The 25,714-nt window shown below is 38.0% G+C and carries 22 protein-coding genes; 11 read left to right on the top strand and 11 right to left on the bottom strand.

What is annotated here, in order from left to right; genetic code table 11:
* Positions 1-46: 46 nt before the first annotated feature.
* Positions 47-1,372 (bottom strand): RIP metalloprotease RseP, encoded by a 1,326-nt coding sequence (gene rseP / locus HX109_RS04820; protein ID WP_178954058.1) that lies wholly within the window; start codon positions 1,370-1,372, stop codon positions 47-49.
* A 160-nt stretch (positions 1,373-1,532) separates the two neighbouring features.
* On the opposite strand from rseP, the gene HX109_RS04815 reads away from it, so the two are divergent.
* Positions 1,533-2,207 (top strand): SCO family protein, encoded by a 675-nt coding sequence (locus HX109_RS04815; RefSeq protein WP_178950069.1) that lies wholly within the window; start codon positions 1,533-1,535, stop codon positions 2,205-2,207.
* Positions 2,208-2,222: 15 nt separating this feature from the next.
* On the opposite strand, the gene HX109_RS04810 is transcribed toward HX109_RS04815, so the two are convergent.
* Entirely contained in the window at positions 2,223-2,717 is a 495-nt protein-coding gene (locus tag HX109_RS04810) for a lipocalin family protein (protein WP_255462769.1), read from the bottom strand.
* A gap of 299 nt (positions 2,718-3,016) precedes the next feature.
* Here HX109_RS04810 and HX109_RS04805 point away from each other — a divergent pair, with 299 nt between their 5' ends.
* The 4 genes from HX109_RS04805 to HX109_RS04790 all read left to right on the top strand — a co-directional run bounded on the left by HX109_RS04805 (position 3,017) and on the right by HX109_RS04790 (position 6,627).
* Positions 3,017-3,259 (top strand): ferrous iron transport protein A, encoded by a 243-nt coding sequence (locus tag HX109_RS04805; protein ID WP_178950068.1) that lies wholly within the window; start codon positions 3,017-3,019, stop codon positions 3,257-3,259.
* Positions 3,256-5,355, top strand: coding sequence for a ferrous iron transport protein B (gene feoB / locus HX109_RS04800; RefSeq protein ID WP_178950067.1), 2,100 nt, complete (start codon positions 3,256-3,258; stop codon positions 5,353-5,355). The genes HX109_RS04805 and feoB overlap by 4 nt, the downstream gene beginning before the upstream one ends.
* A gap of 261 nt (positions 5,356-5,616) precedes the next feature.
* A complete protein-coding gene (locus HX109_RS04795; protein WP_178950066.1) occupies positions 5,617-6,129 on the top strand; it encodes a DUF6155 family protein in 513 nt (170 codons plus the stop codon).
* 48 nt (positions 6,130-6,177) lie between these two features.
* Positions 6,178-6,627, top strand: coding sequence for a YybH family protein (locus HX109_RS04790; RefSeq protein ID WP_178950065.1), 450 nt, complete (start codon positions 6,178-6,180; stop codon positions 6,625-6,627).
* Between the two features lie 547 nt (positions 6,628-7,174).
* Here the strand turns inward: HX109_RS04790 and HX109_RS04785 are convergent.
* Positions 7,175-7,999: a ZIP family metal transporter gene (locus HX109_RS04785; RefSeq protein ID WP_178950064.1), complete on the bottom strand. Its 825-nt coding sequence runs from the start codon at positions 7,997-7,999 to the stop codon at positions 7,175-7,177.
* Between the two features lie 3 nt (positions 8,000-8,002).
* A complete protein-coding gene (locus tag HX109_RS04780) occupies positions 8,003-8,656 on the bottom strand; it encodes a metal-dependent transcriptional regulator (RefSeq protein WP_178954054.1) in 654 nt (217 codons plus the stop codon).
* A gap of 138 nt (positions 8,657-8,794) precedes the next feature.
* On the opposite strand from HX109_RS04780, the gene HX109_RS04775 reads away from it, so the two are divergent.
* Entirely contained in the window at positions 8,795-9,790 is a 996-nt protein-coding gene (locus tag HX109_RS04775) for a hypothetical protein (protein ID WP_178950063.1), read from the top strand.
* Positions 9,791-10,083: 293 nt separating this feature from the next.
* Here HX109_RS04775 and HX109_RS04770 read toward each other — a convergent pair whose 3' ends face one another.
* Complete coding sequence (locus HX109_RS04770) at positions 10,084-11,058, bottom strand: polyprenyl synthetase family protein (protein ID WP_178950062.1); 975 nt, start codon at positions 11,056-11,058, stop codon at positions 10,084-10,086.
* 129 nt (positions 11,059-11,187) lie between these two features.
* On the opposite strand from HX109_RS04770, the gene HX109_RS04765 reads away from it, so the two are divergent.
* The 4 genes from HX109_RS04765 to HX109_RS04750 are packed head-to-tail and all read left to right on the top strand — an operon-like array spanning position 11,188 to position 17,845.
* Positions 11,188-11,793 (top strand): TetR/AcrR family transcriptional regulator, encoded by a 606-nt coding sequence (locus tag HX109_RS04765; RefSeq protein WP_178950061.1) that lies wholly within the window; start codon positions 11,188-11,190, stop codon positions 11,791-11,793.
* Between the two features lie 4 nt (positions 11,794-11,797).
* Positions 11,798-13,150 carry a TolC family protein gene (locus HX109_RS04760; protein WP_178954052.1) on the top strand — a complete coding sequence of 451 codons (1,353 nt, stop codon included), beginning with the start codon at positions 11,798-11,800 and terminating at the stop codon, positions 13,148-13,150.
* Between the two features lie 27 nt (positions 13,151-13,177).
* Entirely contained in the window at positions 13,178-14,344 is a 1,167-nt protein-coding gene (locus HX109_RS04755; RefSeq protein WP_178950060.1) for an efflux RND transporter periplasmic adaptor subunit, read from the top strand.
* 3 nt (positions 14,345-14,347) lie between these two features.
* Entirely contained in the window at positions 14,348-17,845 is a 3,498-nt protein-coding gene (locus tag HX109_RS04750; RefSeq protein ID WP_178950059.1) for an efflux RND transporter permease subunit, read from the top strand.
* Between the two features lie 65 nt (positions 17,846-17,910).
* On the opposite strand, the gene HX109_RS04745 is transcribed toward HX109_RS04750, so the two are convergent.
* A complete protein-coding gene (locus tag HX109_RS04745; protein ID WP_178950058.1) occupies positions 17,911-19,008 on the bottom strand; it encodes a PA0069 family radical SAM protein in 1,098 nt (365 codons plus the stop codon).
* A 110-nt stretch (positions 19,009-19,118) separates the two neighbouring features.
* Between HX109_RS04745 and HX109_RS04740 the strand changes: the two genes are divergently transcribed.
* A complete protein-coding gene (locus HX109_RS04740; protein ID WP_178950057.1) occupies positions 19,119-20,543 on the top strand; it encodes a Gfo/Idh/MocA family protein in 1,425 nt (474 codons plus the stop codon).
* 466 nt (positions 20,544-21,009) lie between these two features.
* On the opposite strand, the gene HX109_RS04735 is transcribed toward HX109_RS04740, so the two are convergent.
* The 5 genes from HX109_RS04735 to HX109_RS04715 are packed head-to-tail and all read right to left on the bottom strand — an operon-like array spanning position 21,010 to position 25,552.
* Positions 21,010-22,908 (bottom strand): amidophosphoribosyltransferase, encoded by a 1,899-nt coding sequence (locus HX109_RS04735; protein ID WP_178950056.1) that lies wholly within the window; start codon positions 22,906-22,908, stop codon positions 21,010-21,012.
* Between the two features lie 46 nt (positions 22,909-22,954).
* Complete coding sequence (locus tag HX109_RS04730) at positions 22,955-23,881, bottom strand: PfkB family carbohydrate kinase (protein WP_178950055.1); 927 nt, start codon at positions 23,879-23,881, stop codon at positions 22,955-22,957.
* Between the two features lie 26 nt (positions 23,882-23,907).
* On the bottom strand, positions 23,908-24,504 hold the full coding sequence (locus tag HX109_RS04725; protein WP_178950054.1) for an START domain-containing protein: 597 nt from the start codon (positions 24,502-24,504) through the stop codon (positions 23,908-23,910).
* Positions 24,505-24,531: 27 nt separating this feature from the next.
* Positions 24,532-24,996, bottom strand: coding sequence for a ribonuclease HI (rnhA, locus tag HX109_RS04720; RefSeq protein ID WP_178950053.1), 465 nt, complete (start codon positions 24,994-24,996; stop codon positions 24,532-24,534).
* On the bottom strand, positions 24,989-25,552 hold the full coding sequence (locus tag HX109_RS04715; protein ID WP_178950052.1) for a phosphoribosylglycinamide formyltransferase: 564 nt from the start codon (positions 25,550-25,552) through the stop codon (positions 24,989-24,991). Before HX109_RS04715 ends, rnhA begins: the two co-directional genes overlap by 8 nt.
* Between the last annotated feature and the right edge of the window lie 162 nt (positions 25,553-25,714).

The following is a 25,714-nucleotide window of genomic DNA, read 5'->3' as shown; positions in this document are numbered from 1 at the left end:
TGAAATCGGGTTTTTTAACTCATGTAAAACGCTCACACTAGTTAATTTACTTGAAAATCGCTTTGTAAAGATCGTTCCCGTTGGCGTACAAAAGTAAGGCAATTAATAGAAAGAACCCAACCATTTGTGCATATTCTAAGAATTTTTCACTTGGCTTCCTTCCGGTGATCATTTCATATAAAAGAAACATTACGTGTCCGCCATCCAAAGCAGGAATGGGCAAAATATTCATAAATGCCAGAATAATAGATATAAAGGCCGTAGACATCCAGAAACCTTGCCAGTCCCAAGTATCGGGAAATAGCTTTGCAATGGTTCCAAATCCGCCTACTTCTGTTGCTCCTTTTTTGGTAAAAAGAAATTTCATAGAGCTTACATAGTCTCTCAACTGCCAGTAACCAAATTTAACACCAGCTGGAATAGCTTCCGCTAGGGAATATGATTTTTTAGTAATATCCTCTCTTTTAATTGGCGATTTTGGTGCGATCCCAATGGTGTTATCTTCACTGGGTTTTACAGAAATGGTATCTGTAAGTTTGTTGCGTTCCACAACTAAGCGTAGCGGTTCGCCATTACTGTTTTTGATTTTGTGTGTCAATTCGTCCCAAAAAGTAATTGCCTTGCCGTTTACAGATACAATTCTATCTTCGGCACGTAAACCTGCTCTGTCGGCTGGGCCATCTGGAATAATACTATCTAATACCGGAGCAATTCTTGGTGTTAATGGGTAGAGGGCACCTTGTGTATATAGATATGTGCCTAAAGAATCGGGCAAACTCAATACTTCCTTTTTGCCATTGGCATGCTTAACTTCTACCGTATTTGCACCCCTTACTACCAGTTGGCGACTTACGTTTAAAATATTATCGGGTTTTTCATTATCCAGTTTTAATATTTTATCCCCATCTTGAAAACCGTATTGTTTTAACTGTTCTGCCACCGCAAATCCATTTGGAAAGGCATCTTGCGAGATTTCTTCTTTTCCCCATACAAGTAATACCATGGCGTAAATTATAAAGCCGAGCAATAGGTTTACGGTAACTCCACCAATCATTATAATTAAACGTTGCCAAGCTGGCTTAGAGCGAAACTCCCAAGGTTGAGGTGGTTGTGCCATCTGTTCCTTATCCATGCTTTCGTCGATCATCCCAGATATTTTTACATATCCCCCCAACGGAAGCCAACCAATTCCATAAACAGTTTCCCCAATTTTCTTTTTGAAAAGCGCGAACTTGACATCGAAAAACAAGAAGAATTTTTCAACACGGGTTTTAAAGAGTTTTGCTGGGATAAAATGCCCCAGTTCGTGTAAAATAATAAGTATAGATAAACTTAAAAAAAGTTGTATTGCCTTAACTAAAATCGGACTCATAAAATAGGTTTCATTTTCAAATCGCACAAAAGTAAGGTTTTCCATCTATTTACCACAATCAAAATAAACTAAGGCGTTGTTTTTATGACGGATTTATGACAAAAAGAGTCCAATTGCTAAGGAATATTGTATTTTTGCAGTCACAAAAATAAGTGGGAAGATGCTTCAGTTTTTTAGCAAGTTTAAATACCTTTTTATTACGCTTTTTGTTCTTTCGGTAATCATCATCAGTTTAATATACCAAGCGTTAAAACCTAAAGAAAGGCTTAAGGTTTACGAGCCTTCTATGGTAAATGCCGAGTTGGTGGACACCAGTATTCAGTATATTAGAAAATACCATACCATTGCTCCTTTCAAGCTTATCAATCAAAATGGAGATACGGTTACAGAAGCCAATTATAAGGATAAAATTTATGTGGCAGATTTTTTCTTTACCACCTGCTTGACCATTTGCCCAAAGATGACGGATAACATGGTGGAAATACAACAGCATATAAAAAACGATCCAGAGGTAATGCTACTTTCACATTCTGTAACCCCAGAAATAGATTCGGTGCCGAGATTAAAGGCTTATGCGGAAGAAAAGGGCGTGATCGACGCTAAGTGGAACATGGTTACGGGAGACAAGAAACAAATTTACAACTTGGCGCGTAAAAGTTATCTGGCCGTAAAAACTGTGGGAGACGGCGGCCCATTTGATATGATCCATACTGAAAATTTTGTATTGGTAGATAAAAAGAAACAAATACGCGGCTTTTACGACGGTACAAAAGAGGAGGATATTGAAAAGCTTTTAAACGATATTGAAATTTTGAAAAACGAATACAAAAAGTAAAATTCCTGAAATAGTTTATTTTGCTTTATCGTGTTCTACCCAAATCAAATCTGAAGTATTGTAACCGATTTCTTCAGCTCTTTCTAAATATTTTTGCTTAACACCTTCTGGAATGTTTGGTTCCCTGGAGAGAATCCATAGATATTCTAAATTCTTACCCGCCACCAACGCGTATTTGTAGTCTTGGTCTACTTCAATAACATTATATCCAGCGTAAAACGGCCCGAAAAAGGAAACTTTTAATTTTCCTACATCAGAACTTTCTACAAATTTGGCTTTTCCCGTAGATTCTTCCCATTCGTTCTTTTTGTAATTGTACCCCCTGTTTACCACTTTAATGTTTCCATTGTCTTTTAAGGAGTACTCCGCCGTGGTGTTATTTAAATTTTCTTCAAACTTAAAATCCAATCGTGCAATTTCATACCATTTGCCGAGATAGGCCTCTTTATCAAAAGGTTGTACTGCAGTTGCTTCTTTTGGAATGGTTTGGCAGGAAAATAAAAAGGCCAAGAAAATTGCCGATAGTAATTAATAAAGTCTTTTTCATTTTTGTTGATGGAATTTTATGATAGTTTCTTCAATAATAACCTAAAAGTAGGTTATTTTAAAAGTAGTTAATAGCTGCTGTTATTATCTAAAATGAAAATTAAAATCTTCCAAAATTTTTCACAAAAGGGCACTTGTTATCAAGTTATGTTTGTAAAGCTTTTGAAGTTGCTGGTCATCACATCATAAACATCTACTAAATAATTTCATCAAACCTAATTTTTATATTACTTTTGCTTACTTAAAATCAATCTAAATAAGATTTGAAGTTTACAATTGCACATTTAAAAAGAGGCGAAAGGGCTATTATAAAAGAGTTTTCTACGGATATTATTCCTATTAAACTCTTGGAAATGGGTTGTTTACCAGGTAATGAGGTAGAATTGTTGCAGATAGCCCCTTTTAAAGACCCCCTTTACTTAAATATTAACGGTTCTTTTTTGGCAATTCGCCGAGAAACCGCACTTCAAATAGAGATAGATATTTTAGAAAGCAAGACCGTATGAGCAAGCAGATTAACGTAGCCCTCATCGGGAATCCCAATACGGGAAAAACTTCAGTATTCAATCAGCTTACAGGATTAAATCAAAAAGTAGGGAACTATCCCGGGATCACGGTAGAGAAAAAAGAGGGGGTATGTAAACTTCCGCGTGGAGTTAAAGCCCATATTATCGACCTTCCTGGAACTTATAGTTTAAATGCGAACTCACTGGACGAAAATGTAGTTATAGAGCTACTGCTTAACAAAAACGATAAAGATTTTCCCGATGTGGCCGTGGTGGTTACCGATGTGGAAAACTTAAAACGGAACCTTCTCCTTTTTACACAGATTAAAGATTTGAAAATCCCGACAATTCTGGTGGTTAACATGGCCGATAGAATGGAGCGTCGTGGAATTACAATAGATGTAGATTTACTGGAGCAAAAATTAAACACTAAAATTGCTGTAGTAAGTACCAGAAAAAAACTTGGGATCGATAAGGTAAAAGAACTTATTACCAATTATAAGAACATCTCTACAGAACCTTGTGTAGACACCACCGTAATTCAGCCCGAGTATTTTAGCGGACTCAAAGCGGCGTTTCCCAACCAAGATATTTATAAACTTTGGCTGGTTATTACCCAAGATGCCAATTTTGTGAATTTAGACCGGAAGTTGGTAAAAGATACTTCTGCTTTTTCTACCAAATCTAAATCCGAATTAAAGCGGTTGCAACATAAAGAAACCGTGTTGCGCTATCAATTTATCAATGGGGTGCTAAAAGAAGGTTATACGGTTGATGCGAATGCTGCAAAAGGTTTTCGAGCTTCCTTAGACCGAATTCTTACCCATAGGGTCTGGGGATACCTTATTTTCTTTTTAATTCTACTCACTATTTTTCAGGCGATCTACGATTGGAGCAGCTATCCTATGGATTTTATAGATGCCGCCTTTGCCTCCTTGAGCGAATGGACAAAAGAGACCATGCCTGCCGGAGCTTTAACCAATTTAATTGCCGAAGGGATTATTCCTGGCCTCGGTGGAATTGTTATTTTTATTCCACAGATTGCGTTTCTATTTCTTTTTATATCCATTCTGGAAGAAACTGGTTACATGAGTAGGGTGGTTTTTTTAATGGATAGGGTCATGCGAAAATTTGGTCTTAGCGGTAAAAGTGTGGTGCCACTTATCTCTGGGACTGCCTGTGCCATTCCTGCAGTAATGGCAACCCGAAATATAGAGAACTGGAAAGAGCGTTTAATAACCATATTGGTAACTCCTTTTACCACATGCTCGGCACGACTTCCAGTTTATCTCATTATTATATCCCTAGTAATACCCAATTCAAGGTTTTTAGGGATGAATTTGCAGGGCATAACTTTAATGCTCTTGTATTTACTCGGTTTTGGAATGGCTGTATTTTCGGCTTGGTTGCTTAATAAAATTTTAAAAATTAAAAGCAGGACTTTCTTTGTAGTAGAGATGCCCAGCTATAAAATGCCATTACCTAAAAATGTAGCAATAACGGTTATAGAAAAAACAAAAAGCTTTGTATTTGGTGCTGGGAAAATTATCTTGGCTATTTCCATTGTCTTATGGTTTTTGGCGTCTAACGGGCCATCGGAAAAATTTGATAATGCGGAAGAAATTATAACCTCTCAGGCTGAGTCGCAGGATCTACCCCAACAGGAATTGGAAACCAAAATAGCCTCTTATAAACTACAGAACTCGTACATAGGAATTGCCGGAAAGGCCATAGAGCCTGCTATTCTACCATTGGGCTACGATTGGAAAATTGGTATCGCTGTTATAAGTTCGTTTGCTGCCCGTGAGGTATTTGTTGGAACTCTGGCAACTATTTACAGTGTAGGTAGTGATGAAGAAGAAACCATAAAAAATAGAATGGCATCAGAAACCAATCCGGTTACGGGAGAGCCTTTGTTTAATTTAGCATCTGGAATTTCCCTTTTGTTATTCTATGCCTTTGCCATGCAATGTATGAGTACGTTGGCAATTGTAAAGCGGGAAACCAATACATGGAAATGGCCTGTGGCTCAATTGGTTTTTATGAGTGCTTTTGCTTATCTTGTTGCTTTAGTGGCTTATCAGCTCATTAAATAATTGGAAATAATTGCCCTGATCAAAAGTAAATACAGACCATTAGAGGTAGCTGGATGAATGGATAAATAGAAATTGCGATAGCCGTTCAATCTCAAAACAAATTAAAAATGGACATTCAAAATATACTTGTATACCTAATTTTATTTTTAGCAGTAGCCTATCTGGCTCTGAAGTTTATTTTTCCAAAAACCTTAAATTCCCTTCTTGGCAAGAATAATGCTGCAGATTGTGGCGATGGAAATTGTAACTGTCATTAAATAGATGTCTAAACGCGATCTTAAAAAATACCTGCAAGAACTTAAAAAAAAGGAGTTAGAGGAGCAAGTTCTCGATCTTTACAATCGGTTTAAGGAAGTGAAAGTTTACTACGATTTTGTTTTTAACCCGAAAGAAGACAAGTTAGTTGAGGAAGCAAAGGCTAAAATTTCCAATGAATATTTTCCGGTATCACGTAAAAGAGCAAAAGCAAGGCGTTCTGTAGCGCACAAATACATTAAGCATTTTAAGGATTTAGGGGTAAATCCACCTTTAATTGCTGATGTTATGTGGTACAATCTAGAAATAGCACAGACTTTCGATAGGGAAAGACGTATTAAAAAGGACTCCTTTTATAAAAGTATGGCGAGATCTTTTGATGAAGCCGTAAAGTACACCCTGCATAATCAACTTATAAATGAATTTAAAGAGCGGTTATTGGCCGTATACCAAGAAGCGGCGGAAAAAAACTGGCCCTATCTTTCTTCTATGGAGCGCACCCTCGATTTAATTGATTAAATTGGTTTTTAAATTCAGTGAAAGCTTAAATCTCTAATTTTTTAGTCCATGAAAAATATAGTAATCTTATTTGCGGCCTGTTTTCTAACATTTGGTATGTCGGCTCAAGAAAAAATTTCAGCAATTAATAAAACGGAAATTTTGGAAGTTTTAAAGGAGCAGGAAAATGCATGGAATCGGGGTGATATCCCAACCTTTATGGAGGGTTACTGGAAATCTAAAGATTTGGCTTTTGTGGGTTCTAGTGGTGCTGTTTTTGGTTGGGAAGCTACTAAAAATAGGTATCTAAAAAGTTATCCCGATACAACAGCTATGGGAAAGCTAAGTTTTGAAGTTATTAAAATTCAGCAGGTAAAAGAAGGGGTGGCACAACTTATCGGGTCATTTCATTTAAAGCGTAGGATAGGGGATTTGAGTGGTTATTTTACACTCAACTGGCGAAAATTCGATGGTCAATGGCTTATTATAAGCGATCATACTTCAGCCGCGGATCGTTAAAATAGATTAAAGAATAATGATCATAAACAAATTAGTGTTCTACTAAAGAAGATTTTTCAACTTCAATAATATATCCATGCTTTTCCTAAGCATTAATCTCATTCCGATACGTCCCTAGACGTGTCCAGATACGTTCAATAACCCCGACGGATACGTCCACAGACGTATCTGGATACGCTCAAACCCCCGATCAATACGTGCATTAATGTATCTTGACACGTTCGACAACCCAACCGATACGTTCAATAACGTATCTGAATACGTGATAAATCCCAGCAGATACGTCTACCAACGTATCGGGACACGAAAAAAGCTCCGTCGGATAGGTTGAACAACGTATACGAACACGTTAAAATCCCCAATGGACACGTGCCGTAACCTATTAGGATGGTTAAAAAGGGGAAGTGGACACCCCTGCCAACGTATAAATACCATTAAAATACCCCAAAGCATAGGTAAAAACCATTCTAGGTTTGGAAATGAAAGTAAATATCAGTGGGTTGTATTTTATAGGAATACTTCCGTAGTAATTAAATATGGAGCGAAATTACCCTAGGGCAACATCCAACGTCATCATCACAATAAAGCCGCCAATAAAACCTAAGGTAGAAATATCTGTATTGTTGGCTTGTTGAGATTCTGGGACCACTTCTTCTACCACAACAAAAATCATGGCGCCTGCTGCAAAACAAAGTGCATATGGTAAAATAGGTTCAAAAGTAAGTACGGCCCAAGCGCCAAGAACGGCCGCCATGGGTTCTACAATGGCAGATAACTGTCCGTAATTAAAACTTTTCCATCTGCTCAACCCGAGACCACGCAAGGGCATAGCCACTGCAAAGCCTTCAGGAAAATTCTGTATCCCAATACCAAGTGCCAGAATAACGGCCCCTTCAATAGATGCCTCTGGAATTCCAGCAGCCACTCCACCGAACAATACGCCAATAGCAAGGCCTTCTGGTATGTTGTGCATGGTAATGGCTAGGGTAAGCAAAACCGATTTGTGCCAAGGTGTTTTTATACCTTCACTTTCGCTCATTTTAAAATTCACGTGTACATGCGGTAATATTTTATCCAAAGCAAAAATAAAGAGTGCTCCTAAAGCAAATCCCGTTACCGCAGGAATGGTTTTTACAAAACCTTCCCCACTGCTCATTTCAATGCCGGGAGCCAATAAACTCCAAAAACTGGCTGCCACCATAACGCCTCCGGTAAAACCTAACATTCCATCGAAAAGCCTTCGGTTCATTTTTTTAAAGAAAAACACTAAGGAAGCTCCAAGCGCTGTTAATCCCCATGTAAATAAGGTAGCGTAAAATGCGGCAAGTGTTGGGTCTATTTCTTTTAAATAGTTTACAATATCGTTAAACATAGACTATTTTATTTTTAAGTAAATATTATTGGCAGTTAAGGCTGAAATATTAATGTTTTCTCCTTCTAAGGAGATCATTACCGAATTGTCGAAGGGTTCTTTGTGGAGAATTTCTATCTCCTTACCAAGCGAAATCCCAAGCTTATCTAAATATCTTAAAAAATCGGATGAAGAATCTTTTACCCCAATGACTATCCCTGTTTCTTTACTTTTGGCAGACGAGAGCATTACTTTTTCCACCTTAGTGATATTTCCATCTTTATCTGGAATTGGGTCACCGTGGGGGTCCATTCTTGGGAAATCTAAAAAAGCATCCAGTTTTTCTATAAGTTTTTCACTTTTTATGTGCTCGAGCTCTTCTGCAATTTCGTGCACTTCATCCCAGGAAAAATGTAGCTTTTCTACGAGGAAGTATTCCCAAAGACGGTGCTTTCTAATAATCTTAGCAGCGTACGATTTTCCTTTTTCGGTTAGCCGCGCACCTTGATATTTTTTATAATGAATAACATCCTTTTCGGCCAGTTTCTTCATCATATCGGTTACAGAAGACGCCTTGCTGTCCATTTGCGCTGCAATAGCATTGGTGGAAACATTACCCTTATCGTCTTTAGACAAGTGATAAATAGCTTTTATGTAATCTTCTTCAGAAAGAGTCATAATATCATTTTTCGTTAACAAAAATACAGTTTTAGTTTTAAAAAACAAGATTTTTAGAAATGTCTAAAAATTTATTTAATGTTGTGTTTTTCAGTTCAAAGTATAGGAAAATAATTATTTTAGTTGAAAATATTACTTATGAAGTTTTTGTCCTTATTATTACTTTCTCTTATGCTGAACTTCGCTGCGGCCCAAACCAATATTGATGAAACCGTTTTGTTGGAAAGCAATAGGGAACAAGATTTTTACATCGCTGCCAATGAGGGCGACCAAATTATATTGGAAGTGAAGAGAACGGATGGGAAAAAAATATCCGAATTTTCGTTGAAGGCCTTAAACAGTAGTAACAATGTTTTTACGGAACGGAATTTTAAAAAATTCAAGGCCGGTATTACTTCTTTAGAAAGAAGCGTGTACCAATTGCACTTTGAGAACAAAACCACTAAGCCTGTGGCTTTTACCGTGAAAGTAGGTATAGAAACCCACGGCAAACCATTTGCCGAGTTGGGGTATAAAACCCTTTACGACACTATTTATGGGCCAGAGCAAAAGGTCATGGAAACTGTTGAAAGTTTTAAAACTAAAACGATTCAAAAGGAGAATTTTTATTTGAACAGTAAATCGAATGCCTTAGTAAAGGGAGGGAAAGATCGTGCTGTTTTCCCGGTTTATTTGCCAGAGAATACCCAAGAATGGTTTTATGTGCTCACTGCCAATAGGGATGAGGATGCCGTAAGAAATACAGCAAAAACATTCAGTTTGGCATCCGAGCTCTCCAAGTACCTGGACACTAAAGTAAGTACGGTTTCCAATGCCGTAACCAATTTAAATGCGCCCCCTGGGGCCCATATTTGCGATGTTTATTTATTAAAGGAGGAGCAGGCCAACCTTTTCCGGGAGCGGGAGAATTTCACTTTTTATATGGACGGAACAAGGGAAAACTACAAATCTGGAATCGTTCAAGTAAAAGAAATGCCAACCGAAAAATTATTTTTAGGAATTAAAAACCCCGATAATTTATATGGAATCCATGTTGGTATAGAGGTAGTTGCGGTGATAAAGCAAGAAGAAACTATAGTGAAGTTTAAGCGTACACCGGAAATACACAAAAGAAAAGTTCCGTTTGTTAAGTAGAAGTTGTGAAGAAAGAGAATGCTCTTGTATAGAATAGCTTTGAGATTACCCGCCATCAAAAACTCCGTATCCTGAGAATAGCAATCAAAAGCTCTGAGGCCAGGAGCGTAGGCACGAAGCGACGCAGAGTTTTGATTGCGGTTTTTCGACTCTTTGGTCGAAAAAATTCCTTGGATAAGGCGCCTTTTTCTTTGTTTCGTTTCTTTTGGGCGAACAAAAGAAATGAAAGAATAATTTATAAATTGAAAAATACAATATTTATCAACGCAAATCTAAACAGAATGCCAATAGATTTAAACTTCGCGCCCCATTAACATATTTGCAAAATTTTCTAGAATGTCTTTTTTCTCCTTGTTAATAGATAGACTTTGTAGTATAGCTAATGCTTTTTCTGTATACAGCTCGATGGCTCTAAGGGTTTCATCGGCTCCACCGCTGGAATGCATCAAACCTTTAACCGATTCTATTTTGTCGAAGGTGTCGTTTGGAGTGATTTCGAAAAGATGCTTAAGTTGTTCAGATTCTTCAGCAGAGAGATTTTCCAAGGTTTTCAAATATAAATATGTCTTTTTGTTTTCAATTATATCGCCACCTACCTGTTTTCCGAAGGTTTTAGGGTCTCCAAAAGCATCTAGGTAATCATCTTTTAATTGAAAGGCTATTCCTAAGTTGAGTCCGAAATCGTAAATCGCCTGACATTCCTTTTCATCGGCTTTCCCAATGATGGCACCCATTTTCATGGCAGCGGCCACAAGAACTGCGGTTTTGTAGGTAATCATTTTTATATATTCGGGAATGGTAACGTCGTCACGGGTTTCAAAATCCACATCATATTGTTGGCCTTCGCATACTTCTATGGCAGTTTTGCTAAATAACTGGGCGAGACTTTTAAAGGTTTTTGCATCGTAGTTTTCAAAAAATCGATAGGCTACGATAAGCATGGCGTCACCAGATAAAATTCCAGTATTTAGGTCCCATTTTTCGTGTACCGTCTCTTTTCCCCGTCGCAAAGGGGCATCGTCCATAATATCGTCGTGCACCAAAGAGAAATTGTGAAATATTTCTATTGCCATTGCTGCGTGCATGGCTTCCTTATGGTTGTTGCCAAAGATATCGGCGGTCATTAAGGTTAATACCGGGCGCAATCGTTTCCCACCGAGGTTTAAAATGTATTCAATGGGTTGATAAAGATTAATAGGCTCTTTTGTAACAATGGTTTGGTTTAAGTGACTAATAAATGCGTCTCGGTATGCGCTAATGCTCAACATAAGGTCAATTTTTTTGCTAAAATACCATAATTAGTATTTCTCCCCCTTTAATTGCAATGTTAAATAATTGTAATACTTTGGAAACTTTTATTGTTTTTAAAGTTTCCTATGCTATATTTGCAATCTATTATGAAAGAAAAAATTTTAGACAAGGCAACGGAAATGTTTTTAACCCTCGGGTTTAAGAGCGTTACCATGGACGATATAGCAGAGTCTTTGGGGATCTCCAAAAAGACTATATATCAGCATTTTAAAACGAAAACAGCACTGGTAGAGGCGTCTGTTTTCTACTTGTTCGATTCTATTTGCAATGGTATTGATTTTATATGCGAAGCCTCCCACAATCCAATAGAAGAGCTATTTCATATCAAAAAATTTGCGAGTGAATACTTAAAAGACGATAAATCGTCTCCTCAATTTCAGCTAAAAAAATACTATCCTAAAATTTACGAACGTATTATCTGGAAACAATTTGAGGTAATGTACGACAGCGTAAAGGAAAATATAAAAAAAGGTGTGGATACTGGTATTTTTAGGCCAGAGGTGGATGTAGATTTTACCTCGAGAATCTATTTTAGTGGAATGGTAAGTATTAAGGATACCGAACTGTTTCCTTCTGACATCTATAAACCTTCCGATATAGCAGAGAAGTTTTTAGAATACCATATTAGGGCCATAGCAACTGAAGACGGACTTAAAATTTTAAATGAATTTATTAATGAAAACAACAACTAATCAGATGAGAGCACTTTCCATCTTAACCATATTGTTTATAACCACTATTGGTTTTTCACAAGAGAAAAGTTATAGTTTTTCTTTGGAAGAGGCAATTAACTTTGCATTAGATAGCAGCTATACGGCTATAAATTCCAGAAGGGAGATTGCGAAGTCTATAAAGCAGAAATGGGAAACAACAGCTGCCGGTTTGCCACAAATTGATGGTGCGGTAGATTATCAAAACCAGCTTAAGCAGCCTGTAACTTTAATTCCTGGGGAAATTGCAGGAGGTGAGCCGGGGACTTTTGTTCCGGTTGTTTTTGGAACCAAACAAAACATGTCGTTAACCGCTACCTTGACCCAGCTTATTTTCGATGGCTCCTACTTGGTTGGTTTGCAAGCAGCAGAGGTTTTTGTGGAGTATAACGAAAATGCCAATGAGAAGACGCTTTTGGAAGTGCGTAAGGGAGTTATTAATGCTTACGGAAGTGTACTGCTTACCCAAGAAGGTGTTACCATTTTAGAAAACAACTTAACTACTTTGAAGGATAATTTAAAAGAAACCAGGGCCCTTTTTGAAAATGGTTTTGCAGAAGAAGAAGATGTAGAACAGTTGCAAATAACCACTTCTCAAGTAGAAAACGACTTAAAAAACTCCAAAAGGCTGGAGCTTATCGCTAAGGAGATGTTAAACTTGGCTTTAGGGATCCCCGTAGATGCCAATGTTTATTTAGAGGATAATTTGGAGAGCTTAACACAAGAAAGTATTGGGATGGCACTTACCGAAACTGAGTTTAGCTTTGAGAAAAATGTAGATTACAGAATTGCCAGAAACCTTATCGAGCAACGCGAATTGGAAGTGAAGCTGGAGAAAAGTAAAGCCCTACCTTCCTTAAACGGTTTTGTGAACTATGGGACTTCTGCCTTCGATAACGAATTTGTCTTTTTAGATAGTCAGACTTCGTGGTTCCAATCTTCCATTCTAGGGGTTAGTATGAATATTCCCATCTTTAGTTCTTTGCAAAGAAGTGCCCGTACCCAACAGGCAAAGATTGCATTGGAGCAGTCTAGAACAGAATTTGTAAAAAGAACCCAAGAAATTAATTTAGAACTGGACAGGGCCCGGGCAAATTTTGAATTTGCCATAGAGAACTATTACACTTCCGAAGAAAACTTAAAACTGGCCGAAAGAATCGAAAACAAAAATATCATAAAATATAGGGAAGGGATAACTACAAGTTTCGACTTGAGACAGGCACAAACACAGTTGTACACTGCCCAGCGGGAGTATATAAATTCCATGCTAGACGTTATTGAAACCAAGGCTACGCTAGAGACGGTTTTAAATACACCTAACGTAACCAATAGAAACTAATCCAGAAAAAAATAAATCATCAAGAAAATGAAAAATACATATTTAATTTTATTAGCGGCGGTATTTATGGCATCCTGCGGTGGGGGCAACGAAACTTCTGTGGACGATGTTATTGAAAGCGGAAACTTGGAAGCCCTTAAGGCCAAAAGGGAAGAAATAACTACGCAGTACGATGCTTTGGGGGCTGAGCTGAAGAAGATTAATACCGCTATTGCAAAAAAGGATACCCTTCAAAAATTACCTTTGGTTACCGTTTTAAAGGCAAAGGACAGCTTGTTTAACCATTATATAGAATTACAGGGGAGCGTAGATACCAAAGAAAATATTGTTATCAACGCAGAGTATAACGGTACTTTAGAAAACGTTATGGTTACCGAAGGCCAAAAAGTGAGCAAAGGGCAGGTGCTTGCCAAAATAGATGAAGGCGGTCTTGGAGCGCAACTGGCACAATTAAAAGCGCAAGCAAGTTTGGCCGAAACTACTTACGAGCGTCAAAAAAGGCTATGGGAACAAAATATAGGTTCCGAAATTCAATACTTGCAAACAAAAACACAATACGAATCTACTAAAAACTCGGTAGCCCAATTAGAAAGTCAATTGGCTAAAACCAAAATTGTAGCTCCTTTTAATGGAACGGTAGAAGAAATAATGTCTGAACAGGGATCTACGGTAGCTATGGGTACACCGATAATGAGAATTGTGAGCCTTAACAATATGTATATCGAGACCAAAGTGCCTGAGAAATATTTGCCAAGCATAGAGAAAGGAACCAAAGTAAAAGCAGATTTTCCTGTGATCGATGAAACAGTGGAAACCGAAATCCGTCAAGTAAGCAATTACATAAGTCCGACTAACAGATCTTTTAGGGTAGAAATTGCAGTGCCCAATAAAAATGGAAGAATAAAGCCCAACCTAACCGCAAAGGTTAATATTAACGATTACACCAATGAGAATGCAATTCTAATTCCTCAAAGTGTTATTTCTGAAAATTCCGAAGGAAAGCAATATGTATATGTGGCAACGGAAAAGAATGGCAATATGGAAGCTAAAGTGCACCAAAGAATCATAGAAACTGGCGAAACCCAAGGCGACTATGTAGAGGTGCTTAAAGGGATTGAGCCTGGGGAAGAGATTATAAAAGAAGGTGCTAGAAGTGTTCAGGAAGGGCAGAAAGTTAAAATATTAAACCAATAGTCCATGAGTAAGATTAATAAAAACGCAGAAAAAGAATTTGCATTATCCACGTGGGCTATAGAAAATAAAACCGTCATCTATGTGATGATTGGGATATTCTTGGTCCTAGGGTTGTCTGCATATTTCGGGATGCCCCGCGAGGATTTTCCAGAGATAAAAGAAACAAAAATTTACATCAGCACACCCTATCCGGGGAATACCGCAGAGGATATTGAAAGATTAATTACCGACCCGCTCGAAGATGAGTTGAAAAACCTGAGCAATGTGGTAGAAATCACTTCCACTTCCCAAGAAGATTATTCTATCATTACTGTCGAGTTTGATGAGGAGATAACGGTGGAAGCAGCCAAGCAAAAGGTAAAAGATGAGGTAGATGGTGAAAAAGCGGGGGAAGATTGGCCACTTTTTAACAATGCAAAGGTAGAACCAAATGTGTTCGATTTAAATCTTTCGGAAGAGGTTCCCATCATGAATATTAATATCCAGGGGGATTATCCAGTGGATAAGCTGAAGGAATTTGGGGAATATTTGGAAGATCGCATTGAAGAATTACAGGAAATCAAACAGGTAGATATTCGTGGAGCCCAGGAGAAAGAAGTAGAGGTAGCCGTGGATGTTTATAAAATGATGGCAGCCCAAGTAAGCTTCGACGATGTAATAAATACCATTCGAAACGGAAACGTTACCATGTCTGCAGGGAATATGATTACCAGTGGACAGCGTAGAACCATTAGAATTATCGGGGAAATAGAGAGTCCTCAGCAGCTTGATAATTTTGTGGTGAAATCCCAAGGAGGTCCCGTTTACCTCAGGGATATTGCAAAGGTTACGTTTAAGGAAGAAGATAAAACAACCTATGCCCGTGAGTTTGGTAAAAGTGTTGTTATGCTCGATGTTAAGAAACGGGCGGGGAAAAACATGATTGAAGCTTCTGAAAAAATACAGGAGATTGTAAAAGATTCTGTAGCGAATTACTTCCCGCCAGATCTAAATATTACCATTTCCAACGATCAATCCTCCAAAACCCTCAACCAGGTAAACGACTTGGTTAACAATATCATTTTTGGTATCATCTTGGTGGTGGGGGTTTTAATGTTTTTCTTAGGATTTAGAAATGCATTATTTGTTGGTTTTGCTATTCCAATGTCCATGTTCATGTCGTTTATGATCCTTCAATGGCTTGGGTATACCTTAAATACCATGATCCTCTTTGGATTGATTATGGGGCTGGGGATGATGGTAGATAACGGAATTGTGGTGGTAGAGAACGTTTATCGTTTAATGGATGAAGAAGGAATGTCGCGTACAGAAGCTGCCAAAAAAGGTATTGGCGAAATTGCATTCCCCATTATCATTTCTACAGCAACAACGGTTGCAGCGTTTGTTCCTCTTGGGTTGTGGCCAGGACTGTTCGGTCAGTTTATGATCTATTTCCCAATTACATTATCTGTAGTGTTGGGCTCTTCCCTTTTTGTGGCGATTTTTATGAACTCCATGTTGGTTTCAGAATTCATGGAAACTGGAGAGAAAAGATTGAGTAGAAAACAATTAATAAGACTTAGTATTATACTTGGTGTTCCGGGTATTTTAATAATGATTTTTGGTGGTGCCGTTAGAGGTTTGGGAACACTTATGATTTTTACCGCCATTATGTTCTGGATTTATAGATACTCCCTTAAAGGTGCTGCGGAATATTTCCAAAGAAACACTTTAACATGGTTGGAGACTAAGTATCAGAACTTTGTGAAGTACGCCTTGGAAGGTTGGAGACCTGGCTATTTCGTTGGGGGAACCTTTGCTTTGCTAATTGTTGTATTCATGCTTTTTGGGGCATCCATCGGTAGCGGAAGAACAAAGATTGAATTTTTCCCAGACAACAAACCAAACCAGATCATCGTATACATCGAATATCCGCAGGGTACCGATATTAAAAAAACGAATGAGATTACCAAAGAAATAGAGAAGCAGGTTTACCAGGTTTTAAATGCCGATGAGTACATGGAAAACGGCCGGAACTTTATGGTAGAATCTGCAGTTTCTCAAGTCGGTGAAGGTGCTGGAAACCCACAAACGGATGGAGGTTCTGCAGCAGAAATGCCGCACAAAGCCAAAATCACGGCTACCATGCGCGAATACAAATACCGAAATGGGAAAGACAGTGAAGTGCTTAGAAAGAAAGTACAGCAAGCAGTACAGGGAATTTATCCTGGAGTGGCTATTTCTGTTGAAAAAGATGCAGTAGGGCCACCGGCCGGATATCCTATTAATATTGAGTTGGAAGGAGATGACTACGATAGTTTGATAAATTATGCCGAAAAGATGCGTGATTTTATCGCTACCCGAAACATTCCTGGTATAGAAGAACTTAAGATTGATGTAAACAAGGGGAAACCTGCGATGATTGTAGATGTAGATCGGGAAAAAGCTGGGGAATTGGGAGTTTCTACGGGGCAGGTAGGAAACCAATTGCGCCGTTCTATTTTTGGAGAGAAAGCAGGTATTTATAAAAAAGATGGAGAAGATTACGATGTATATGTAAGATTTAATGAAGACCTTCGCTATAATAAAAGCGCCCTTTTTAATCAAGATATTATTTTTAGGGATCCCGCAACCGGACAAGTGAAAGAGATTCCGGTTTCTGCAGTGGCAAAACAAAAGAATACTTCTTCCTTTAGTGCTATAAAACACCGGGATACCAAAAGAGTGGTTACAGTATATAGCGGACTTTCACCAGGATTTACCGATGCAGGTGCGGTTGTTGGAAAGATTCAGAAGGAAATGAATAATTTTGATGTTCCAGAAGGTATAAAAATCGATTTTACTGGGCAGATTGAAGAACAAAACAAACAAATGCAGTTCTTGATAGGTGCCTTTTTCTCTGGGCTCGGTTTAATTATGCTGATTTTGATTTTCCAATTTAGCTCCATTTCAAAACCGACGATTATCATGATCGCTATTTTCTTAAGCTTCATTGGTGTCTTCGGAGGGTTGATGCTTACCGGATGGCCATTTGTAATTATGATGACCATGATGGGGATAATTTCATTAGCCGGTATTGTGGTTAACAATGGGGTAGTATTGCTCGATTATACCCAAATCCTTATAGATAGAAGAATGCTTAAACTGAATATGGATGAAGGGGAATTATTAGAGAAGCAAGACATAAAAGAGATATTGATATTGGGAGGTCGCGCACGTTTAAGACCTGTATTGTTAACGGCTATTACCACTATTTTAGGACTTATTCCTTTGGCAATAGGTTTAAACATAGATTTCTTTTCTTTGTTTACCGAATTCGATCCAAAGATTTATATGGGTGGAGATAACGTAATTTTCTGGGGACCATTGGCATGGACGGTTATTTTCGGTTTATTTATAGCAACATTCCTAACTCTGGTGATCGTTCCTTTACTGTTTTATTTAGTGCATATGACTAAGTTGAAATTCAGAAGAAAAAAGGATGAAGTTGTTGAAAAACTGGAAGAGGCTTCGCCGGTATAGATTTTTTTAAAAAGTTTAAATTTTTTAACAAAGGCTTTCAAGAACATTCTTGAAAGCCTTTGTATTTAAAATAGACTAGTTTGCCCGTGTTGAGATTGCCTTAATTTATGCCGTTGCATGTCGAATAGGGAATCGTTAAGTTTTGGTATTTCCATGTCTTTAAAGTATCGCTGCTTGGCGATTCGCATAAGAGAATGTATTTGTTCGGCTATTTTGCCTTCTCCAGTTTTTCTTACACCATACCTGCTATCGTTTAAAGAGCCACCGTGGCACGCCGCTATTTGGTGAAGTACTTTTTCGGCCTTATCGGGCAGTGTTTTTTGTATCCAGTCGGTAAATAATTCTCCAATGGCTCCGTTGAGGCGTACCATGGTAAAGGAAATGGATTGTGCCCCGTGTTGCCTTACCGTTTCAGCAAGGGATAATATTTCATGGCTGTTTATTCCTGGAATTATGGGAGCTATCATAACCCTTACAGGAATACCATTTTCGCTTAACAGTTGTACCGTTTCCAGTCTCTTTTTTATGCTTGCGGTACGGGGTTCCAAAATGCGTCTTGTTTCTTCGCTTAAAGAAGTTATCGAGATATTTACGGCAACCAATCCTTCTGAGGCCAGCTTTTTTAAGAGATCTAAATCCCTGCGTATAAAGGCATTTTTTGTAATGATCCCTACCGGATGTTTATATTTTAAAAAAACCTTTAGGCAGCTACGGGTAATACGGTATTGCTGTTCCGCAGGCTGGTAGCAATCGGTGTTACCTGCCATGACAATTGTTTTTGCTTTCCAATTTCTGCTTAATAGCTTTTGTTCCAATAATTGTGGCGCATTTTTCTTGATTAGAATTTTACGTTCAAAATCCAAGCCCGCACTGTATCCCCAATATTCATGAGAGTTCCGGGCGTAGCAATAAATGCAACCGTGCTCACAACCTTGATAAGGGTTCATGGAATATGCCATCCCTACATCTGGACTCGTTACTTTATTTACGATGGTCTTTGGGAAAACCTCCAGATATTGGGTTTTATTTTTGTTGGCTTCTTCTCCTTCCAAACGGCAATACTCTAGAAATTCGCTGCGCATTTCGTGGGAATTCGACAGAAACTTGTTTTTGGAGTTAATTTGTGCTCCTCTTCCTTTTATAAAATTATCATTAGCGGACATATTCCAAAAATAAGGAATAATTCCATAAAGTCAATTCGGTTTTACTTGAAATATTTTATGTAACTTTTGCTAGATTTTTAATTAACCACTAAATATTTAATGATTACATAATGAAACGAAGAAATTTTATCAAAAATGTATCTGCTGCCGGTAGTGCCCTTTATATTGTACCGTCGCATGTTATGGGAGGCGTTCACATTCCGCCCAGTGACACTTTGTATATGGCAGGAATAGGTGTAGGCGGAAGAGGTGCTCAGGTAGTATCGGAGCTTTTCAATACCACAAAAGTGAAATTTGTAGCCTTGTGCGATGTAGACGATATAAGGGCTAAAAACACCTATGCTCTCCATCCAACAGCAAAAACCTATAGAGATTTTAGAAAAGTATACGACAATCATATAAAAGATATAGATGCGATTATGGTAGCTACCCCAGACCATAACCATGCCACCGTAGCGCTCCCTTTTATGCAGGAGAAAAAGCATGCATATGTAGAAAAGCCGCTGACCCATAATATCTATGAAGCCCGGTTATTGGCCGAAACTGCTAAAAAGAAGCGTATTGTAACCCAGATGGGAAATCAAGGGAGTTCTTCCCATGGAGGGCAAACGGCAAAAGAATGGGTAGAAGCCGGCGTTATTGGTAAGATTAAAAAGGTAGATTGTTGGACCAATAGGCCCGTATGGCCACAAGGATCTCAGAAGGAACCGCCTGGCGTTCCCGTTCCCCCTACTTTAGATTGGGATCAATGGATAGGTCCTGCTCAATACAGGCCCTACAATCCGGCTTTTCATCCATTTAAATGGAGAGGTTGGTGGGATTATGGTACGGGTGCTTTGGGAGATATGGGCTGCCATATTATGGAAACTCCATTTAGGGTCTTGGAACTAGGGTATCCTACGGAAGCAGAGGCAAGTTGCACCACCGTTTGGGAAGGCGATTTTGTGGAAGCCGATAATAGCGAAGCCTGTCCGCCATCCTCGGTAATACGATTGAGATTTGAAACCAAAAAGCATGGTGATATTGCGCTTAATTGGTATGATGGTGGGATTATGCCAGATATTCCAGAAGAATTACAGGAAGGGGAGACCATTGGTGATTCTGGTGGAGGCTCTATTTTTTATGGGGAAAAAGGGATTATGGTCGTAGATACCTATTCTAGAAACCCACGTATCTTAAATTATTTTAAGGATAAAGTGGGGCCATTGCCTGCTCCATCGTTAAAAAGAGTAGAAGGCGATACAGCAGGACATTATAATAACTTTGTAGAAGGATGTTTAAAAGGATTGCCAACCTCTTCAGATTTTGAGAAAGCTGGTAAGTTAACGGAAGCTGTTTTAATGGGAAATTTGGCGATAAAAGCGTATCAGTATAAAGTTTTAAAACCTGAAAAGAAAGTAGGCGATTGGGATCCATACTTCTACCCCGGAAGAAAAAAGATAAAGTGGGATGGGGATAAAATGAAGGTTACCAATTTTGATATTGCAAATGAATGGGTGAAAGGCTCCTACAGGGAAGGCTGGAAACTCGGTTAAAATTTTATTTTTTTGGTAAGTAAAACGCTCGCTTTTGTGGGCGTTTTTTTTATGTCCTTTGGAAAGAATGCGAGTCTGGAATATTGTAAAAATAAAAAGGACGGAAGTTAATCCGTCCTTTTTGCCCCAAATCTTACCATGAACTTAACCTACTTATGCTATGGTATTGGCTAAAATAGGCTGAAGATTATTTTTGATGAAAATTATTGGTTGTAATACACGTTTTTTAGATAAAGTGTATTTTCTATATAAATTGGAGGATTTTTTTAAGAAAATTTTAATTAAAATTAGAAAAGAGGAAAGATTGTAAAAATAAAAAGGACGGAAGTTAATCCGTCCTTTTTGCCCCAAATCTTACCATGAACTTAACCTACTTATGCTATGGTATTAGCAAAGATAAGAACACATTATTATTTATTAGTTAAGAATCAGTTAAATTACCTATATTAACGATAAAATACATCCTTTAATAAGCCCTTCCTTGTACCCCTTCATAAAAATTCATGAAGGATCTATTTACTACCCTGTTACCTCCTGCGGTAGGATAATTACCTGTGAAATACCAGTCCCCTAAGTTTTTAGGACACGCTTTGTGAAGGCTCTCCACGGTTTGGTAAATTATTTTAACTTCAGCTTTCATTCCTTCCGGACATAATAATTCCGATATTTTTTCAGAAATTTCTTCGTCTGTAAAAGGTTCGTAAAATGCTTGCACAGCGTTTTTAACTTCAGCATCTGGCAATTCGACTTGATCTTTACAGTTTTTGTAAATTTCCTCTACAATTTCAATACTTCCCCTTTCCTCGTGTAGCGCTAAAGCAGCTTTAAAGGCAATAAGGTCTTCCATACGTGCCATATCAATTCCGTAGCAATCGGGATAACGTATTTGAGGTGCAGAAGAAACTACCACTATCGCTTTTGGATGTAGCCTATCTAAGATTCTCAAGATACTTTTCTTTAACGTGGTTCCTCTTACAATACTGTCGTCTATAATTACCAAATTATCGGTGGGTTTTACAGATCCATAAGTAACGTCGTACACATGCGTAACCAAATCGTCCCGGCTGCTATCTTCCGTAATAAACGTTCTTAATTTGGCATCTTTAATAGCTACTTTTTCGATCCGAGGCCTTTTGGATAAAATTTCGTGCAGGCGTTCGCTCGTTAAATTGGCACCTTCTTTTAATATTTGCTGCTCTTTCTTTTCATTTAGAAAATCTTGAGCTTGTTTTACCATCCCATAAAACGAGGTTTCCGCCGTATTTGGTATGTAAGAGAATACGGTGTTTTCAATATCTTCATCGATCGCTTTTAATATCTTCGGAAGCAAGAAACGACCAAGGTTTTTACGCTCTTGATAAATTTCTGCATCGCTTCCCCTTGAAAAATAAATACGCTCAAAAGAACACGCTTTACGCTCTAGGGGTTCCAATATTTTTTTGGTGGAAGTGCTTCCGTCTTTCTTGATGATAATCGCTCTTCCCGGATCCAACTCCTTAACGTCTTCAAAATTTACATTGAAAACGGTTTGAATTACCGGCCTTTCTGAAGCTACCACGACAACTTCGTCATCTTGGTAATAGTAAGTGGGCCTAATGCCTGCTGGGTCTCTTAAAACAAAAGCATCCCCATGGCCAATAAGTCCAGCCATGGCATAACCTCCATCAAAATTCTTCGCAGCTTTTCTAAGGATTTTGGCCACGTTAAGTCGCTCTGCAATGAGCGGAGAGGCCTCCATTTTGGAAAAGCCTTCTTTTTTAATCTGTTTGTACAATTTGGCAACGGCATCATCTAAAAAATGTCCGATTTTTTCCATTACCGTAATGGTATCTGCTTTTTCCTTTGGATGCTGACCTAAGCGAATAAGGTTTGAAAAAAGCTCATTCACATTCGTCATATTAAAGTTTCCAGCTACTATTAGGTTGCGGTGCATCCAATTATTTTGCCGTAAAAATGGATGAACGCTCTCAATGCTGTTCTTTCCAAAAGTACCGTAGCGAACATGTCCTAGCATTAATTCCCCAAGGTAAGGGATTTCACGCTTTTGCATATCTATACTCTCGTTGTATTCGGGATGCTCTTTAAGTTCATCATTAATGCGAGAGTTTATCTGGTTAAAAATATCCTGTATTGGTTGCGATTGGTTCGAGCGAACGCGACTCATATAACGTTCCCCGGGCTGCATGTTAAGTTTAATGCTCGCAAATCCTGCCCCATCTTGACCCCTGTTGTGCTGCTTTTCCATCATTAGGTACATTTTATTGATACCGTAAAAAGCAGTTCCGTATTTTTCTTTGTAATACTCCAGTGGCTTTAACAATCTAACTAAGGCAATTCCACATTCGTGTTTAATAGCGTCACTCATTATTTTCGAATAAAAAAAACCCTAAAAATTTAGGGCAGTGGGTTATTTATGTAAGTTTTATATCAAATTGTGTAAGACTCTTAAACTGTTTGAGCCTTTTAAATACTTCGTCATGCGAAAGATTTTGCAATCGCTTGGTTCCAAATTTCTCTACGTTAAAGGAGGCCAGGTTCGAACCGTGGATTACAGCGTTTTTCATATTTTCAAAACTATAATCGTCTGTTTTGGCCAAATAGCCTGAAAATCCGCCTGCAAAAGTATCTCCAGCTCCGGTGGGGTCGAACACTTCTTCCAAAGGTAATGCTGGTGCGAAAAATACATTTCCGTTATGGAAAAGTAATGCGCCATGCTCTCCTTTTTTAATTACTACGTATTTAGGTCCCATAGTGTGGATCTTTGCTGCGGCTTTAACCAATGAATACTCTCCAGATAGTTGTCTAGCTTCTTCATCGTTAATGGTAATTACGTCTACCTTTGCTATAACTTCCATTAAGTCTTCTAAAAAACTATCCATCCAGAAATTCATAGTGTCTAGAACAATTAATTTAGGCTTAACCTCCATTTGTTCAATAACACTCAATTGGACGGAAGGATTCAGGTTTCCTAACATTACAATTTCGGCATCCTTAAAATTTTCTGGCACTTTCGGGTTAAAGTCTGCCAAAACATTTAATTGTGTTTCTAAGGTGTCCCGAGAGTTGAGGTCGTTGTGGTATTTTCCACTCCAAAAGAAGGTTTTTCCACCTTCAACAACTTCAATAGCACTAATATCTATATTGTTTTCAGCTAAAAGATCTAAGTATTTTTGAGGGAAATCGTCTCCTACTACTGATACTATTGCGCTTTCCACATTAAATTTAGACGCTGCCAAACCTATGAAAGGAGCTGCACCGCCCAGTATTTTGTCTGTTTTACCAAAAGGAGTTTCAATAGCGTCAAAAGCCACACTTCCTACAATTAGTAATTTACCCATGAAATAAATTTTTTGCAAATATAAGTTTAGTTTTCCAGTATTTCTTTCAGATTTTCAAAAGAATGAAAAGGGAAAGAGGTGATAAGGGAATTAACAAGCCATGCTGGGATTACACCTTTTGGGTCGCCATACATTTGTTGGGTTATTTCCACAGTATTATCGTCTATGGTGTTTATTAACCAAAATCCGCTAAAATTATCGATACGGATGGCGTTTTTTTCAGCAGTTGTAAATGAAGGGTCTGCAGGGGAAATATTGAGCTTGTAAGTGTTAAACCCAAGTTCATTCACAGTTACCCGGCAGATATGATCGCGATCGCTCAATGGCCAAGGTAAATCGCTTTTCATATAGAAAATGTATTCATTCTCGGAAATTTTTTGAAGTATTTCACTTTCCGGAGTTTTATGGTTCCAGCTTTTTAGGTTGTCGCCATTGGTAAGTATTTTCAGTGCCTTTTCTGCGGAAGTATTGGCGCGTAACACTGCTTTGTATTCGTTAATGTTTGTGGAATCGAGTTCGCGGGTATATACCTGAATGTTATTGGCACTCCTTTTGAGTTCCCATTCTTGAGAAAATCCCAAAAAACCGGAAAGATATAGGCAAAAGAGAAACACAATTTTCATGGGGGAATATTTTAGTTTTTATGGTTTTTAGCCTTCAAATCCGATATCTGTTTTAAGAACTGGTTTTTTAGAAGCTTCCACAGCCAAAAAATCACAGCGTTCGTTTTGTGGGTGGTTGTTGTGCCCTTTAACCCATTGAAAACTTACATAGTGTTTTCGGTATTGTTTTAAAAATTCAATCCAAAGATCAGGATTCTTCTTGTCTTTAAAGTTTTTCTTTTCCCAACCAAAAACCCATCCTTTTTCTACAGCGTCCACTACATATTTAGAATCTGAAAAAACTTTTGCAAAGATATTAGGTTTTTTTAATTTCTTAAGAGCTTCAATTACCGCCAATAATTCCATACGGTTATTGGTGGTTTTTTTAAATCCTTCAGAAAATTCTTTTCTATAAGGTTTCCCCACCCATTCCATTACAATTCCATAGCCTCCAGGGCCAGGGTTTCCACGGGACGACCCATCGGTATAAATATGTACTTCGCTTTTATCCATTCAATACTTTTTCTATAATTTTCGGGAAATGCAGGTATTCCAGTTGATGAATTTTATGGGCAACGTCTTCTGGGGTGTCTGTGGGTGTTATGGCGGTTTCCGCTTGGAATATAATATTTCCTTCGTCGTAATTTTCGTTTACGTAGTGAATGGTAATCCCCGAAATGGTTTCTTTGTTTGCCACCACAGCTTCATGTACGCGCATGCCATACATTCCCTTTCCTCCATATTTAGGTAGCAATGCTGGATGAATGTTTATTATTTTATTGGGGAATGCTTCAATAAGATTCGACGGGACTTTCCAAAGAAAACCTGCCAAAACAATTAAATCTGGTTGTAAAGAGGTTAAAAGTTGAAGGATATGGCCATTTGTAAAAGCGGTTTTATTGAACGAAATAGCACTTTTACCATAATTATTTGCTCGGTCGAGCACTTTTGCCTCTTTTTTATTCGACATAATTAAAGTGACAGATGCGGTAGTGGAACCTTCGAAATATTTTATAATATTCTCTGCATTGGTTCCCGAGCCAGAGGCAAATATAACGATGCTTTTCATACAATGTAACGAATTTGTTTCTAGGCAAAAAAAGGAATAATAATTAAGAAACAGAAGGCAAAAATTAAATAGTTGAAATAAAAATTATTAACTTTAAAAGCACATTTTAGCCTCAAAACGTTTTTTTAAAGCAAAGTTTTTTATTTTTGCCAACAATTAAAT

It is taken from the genome of Galbibacter sp. BG1 (genome assembly GCF_013391805.1).
In the GTDB taxonomy this organism is placed as follows: Bacteria; Bacteroidota; Bacteroidia; order Flavobacteriales; family Flavobacteriaceae; genus Galbibacter.
This window is presented reverse-complemented; position numbering and strand designations above follow the sequence as displayed.

What these genes read in the sequence shown, in the direction of transcription:
- rseP (WP_178954058.1), bottom strand. Translation starts at nt 1,372, where the DNA reads ATGAGTCCGATTTTAGTTAAGGCAATACAACTTTTTTTAAGTTTATCT.
- HX109_RS04815 (WP_178950069.1), top strand. Translation starts at nt 1,533, where the DNA reads ATGCTTCAGTTTTTTAGCAAGTTTAAATACCTTTTTATTACGCTTTTT.
- feoB (WP_178950067.1), top strand. Translation starts at nt 3,256, where the DNA reads ATGAGCAAGCAGATTAACGTAGCCCTCATCGGGAATCCCAATACGGGA.
- HX109_RS04795 (WP_178950066.1), top strand. Translation starts at nt 5,617, where the DNA reads ATGTCTAAACGCGATCTTAAAAAATACCTGCAAGAACTTAAAAAAAAG.
- HX109_RS04790 (WP_178950065.1), top strand. Translation starts at nt 6,178, where the DNA reads ATGAAAAATATAGTAATCTTATTTGCGGCCTGTTTTCTAACATTTGGT.
- HX109_RS04785 (WP_178950064.1), bottom strand. Translation starts at nt 7,999, where the DNA reads ATGTTTAACGATATTGTAAACTATTTAAAAGAAATAGACCCAACACTT.
- HX109_RS04780 (WP_178954054.1), bottom strand. Translation starts at nt 8,656, where the DNA reads ATGACTCTTTCTGAAGAAGATTACATAAAAGCTATTTATCACTTGTCT.
- HX109_RS04775 (WP_178950063.1), top strand. Translation starts at nt 8,795, where the DNA reads ATGAAGTTTTTGTCCTTATTATTACTTTCTCTTATGCTGAACTTCGCT.
- HX109_RS04770 (WP_178950062.1), bottom strand. Translation starts at nt 11,058, where the DNA reads ATGTTGAGCATTAGCGCATACCGAGACGCATTTATTAGTCACTTAAAC.
- HX109_RS04765 (WP_178950061.1), top strand. Translation starts at nt 11,188, where the DNA reads ATGAAAGAAAAAATTTTAGACAAGGCAACGGAAATGTTTTTAACCCTC.
- HX109_RS04760 (WP_178954052.1), top strand. Translation starts at nt 11,798, where the DNA reads ATGAGAGCACTTTCCATCTTAACCATATTGTTTATAACCACTATTGGT.
- HX109_RS04755 (WP_178950060.1), top strand. Translation starts at nt 13,178, where the DNA reads ATGAAAAATACATATTTAATTTTATTAGCGGCGGTATTTATGGCATCC.
- HX109_RS04750 (WP_178950059.1), top strand. Translation starts at nt 14,348, where the DNA reads ATGAGTAAGATTAATAAAAACGCAGAAAAAGAATTTGCATTATCCACG.
- HX109_RS04745 (WP_178950058.1), bottom strand. Translation starts at nt 19,008, where the DNA reads ATGTCCGCTAATGATAATTTTATAAAAGGAAGAGGAGCACAAATTAAC.
- HX109_RS04740 (WP_178950057.1), top strand. Translation starts at nt 19,119, where the DNA reads ATGAAACGAAGAAATTTTATCAAAAATGTATCTGCTGCCGGTAGTGCC.
- HX109_RS04735 (WP_178950056.1), bottom strand. Translation starts at nt 22,908, where the DNA reads ATGAGTGACGCTATTAAACACGAATGTGGAATTGCCTTAGTTAGATTG.
- HX109_RS04730 (WP_178950055.1), bottom strand. Translation starts at nt 23,881, where the DNA reads ATGGGTAAATTACTAATTGTAGGAAGTGTGGCTTTTGACGCTATTGAA.
- HX109_RS04725 (WP_178950054.1), bottom strand. Translation starts at nt 24,504, where the DNA reads ATGAAAATTGTGTTTCTCTTTTGCCTATATCTTTCCGGTTTTTTGGGA.
- rnhA (WP_178950053.1), bottom strand. Translation starts at nt 24,996, where the DNA reads ATGGATAAAAGCGAAGTACATATTTATACCGATGGGTCGTCCCGTGGA.
- HX109_RS04715 (WP_178950052.1), bottom strand. Translation starts at nt 25,552, where the DNA reads ATGAAAAGCATCGTTATATTTGCCTCTGGCTCGGGAACCAATGCAGAG.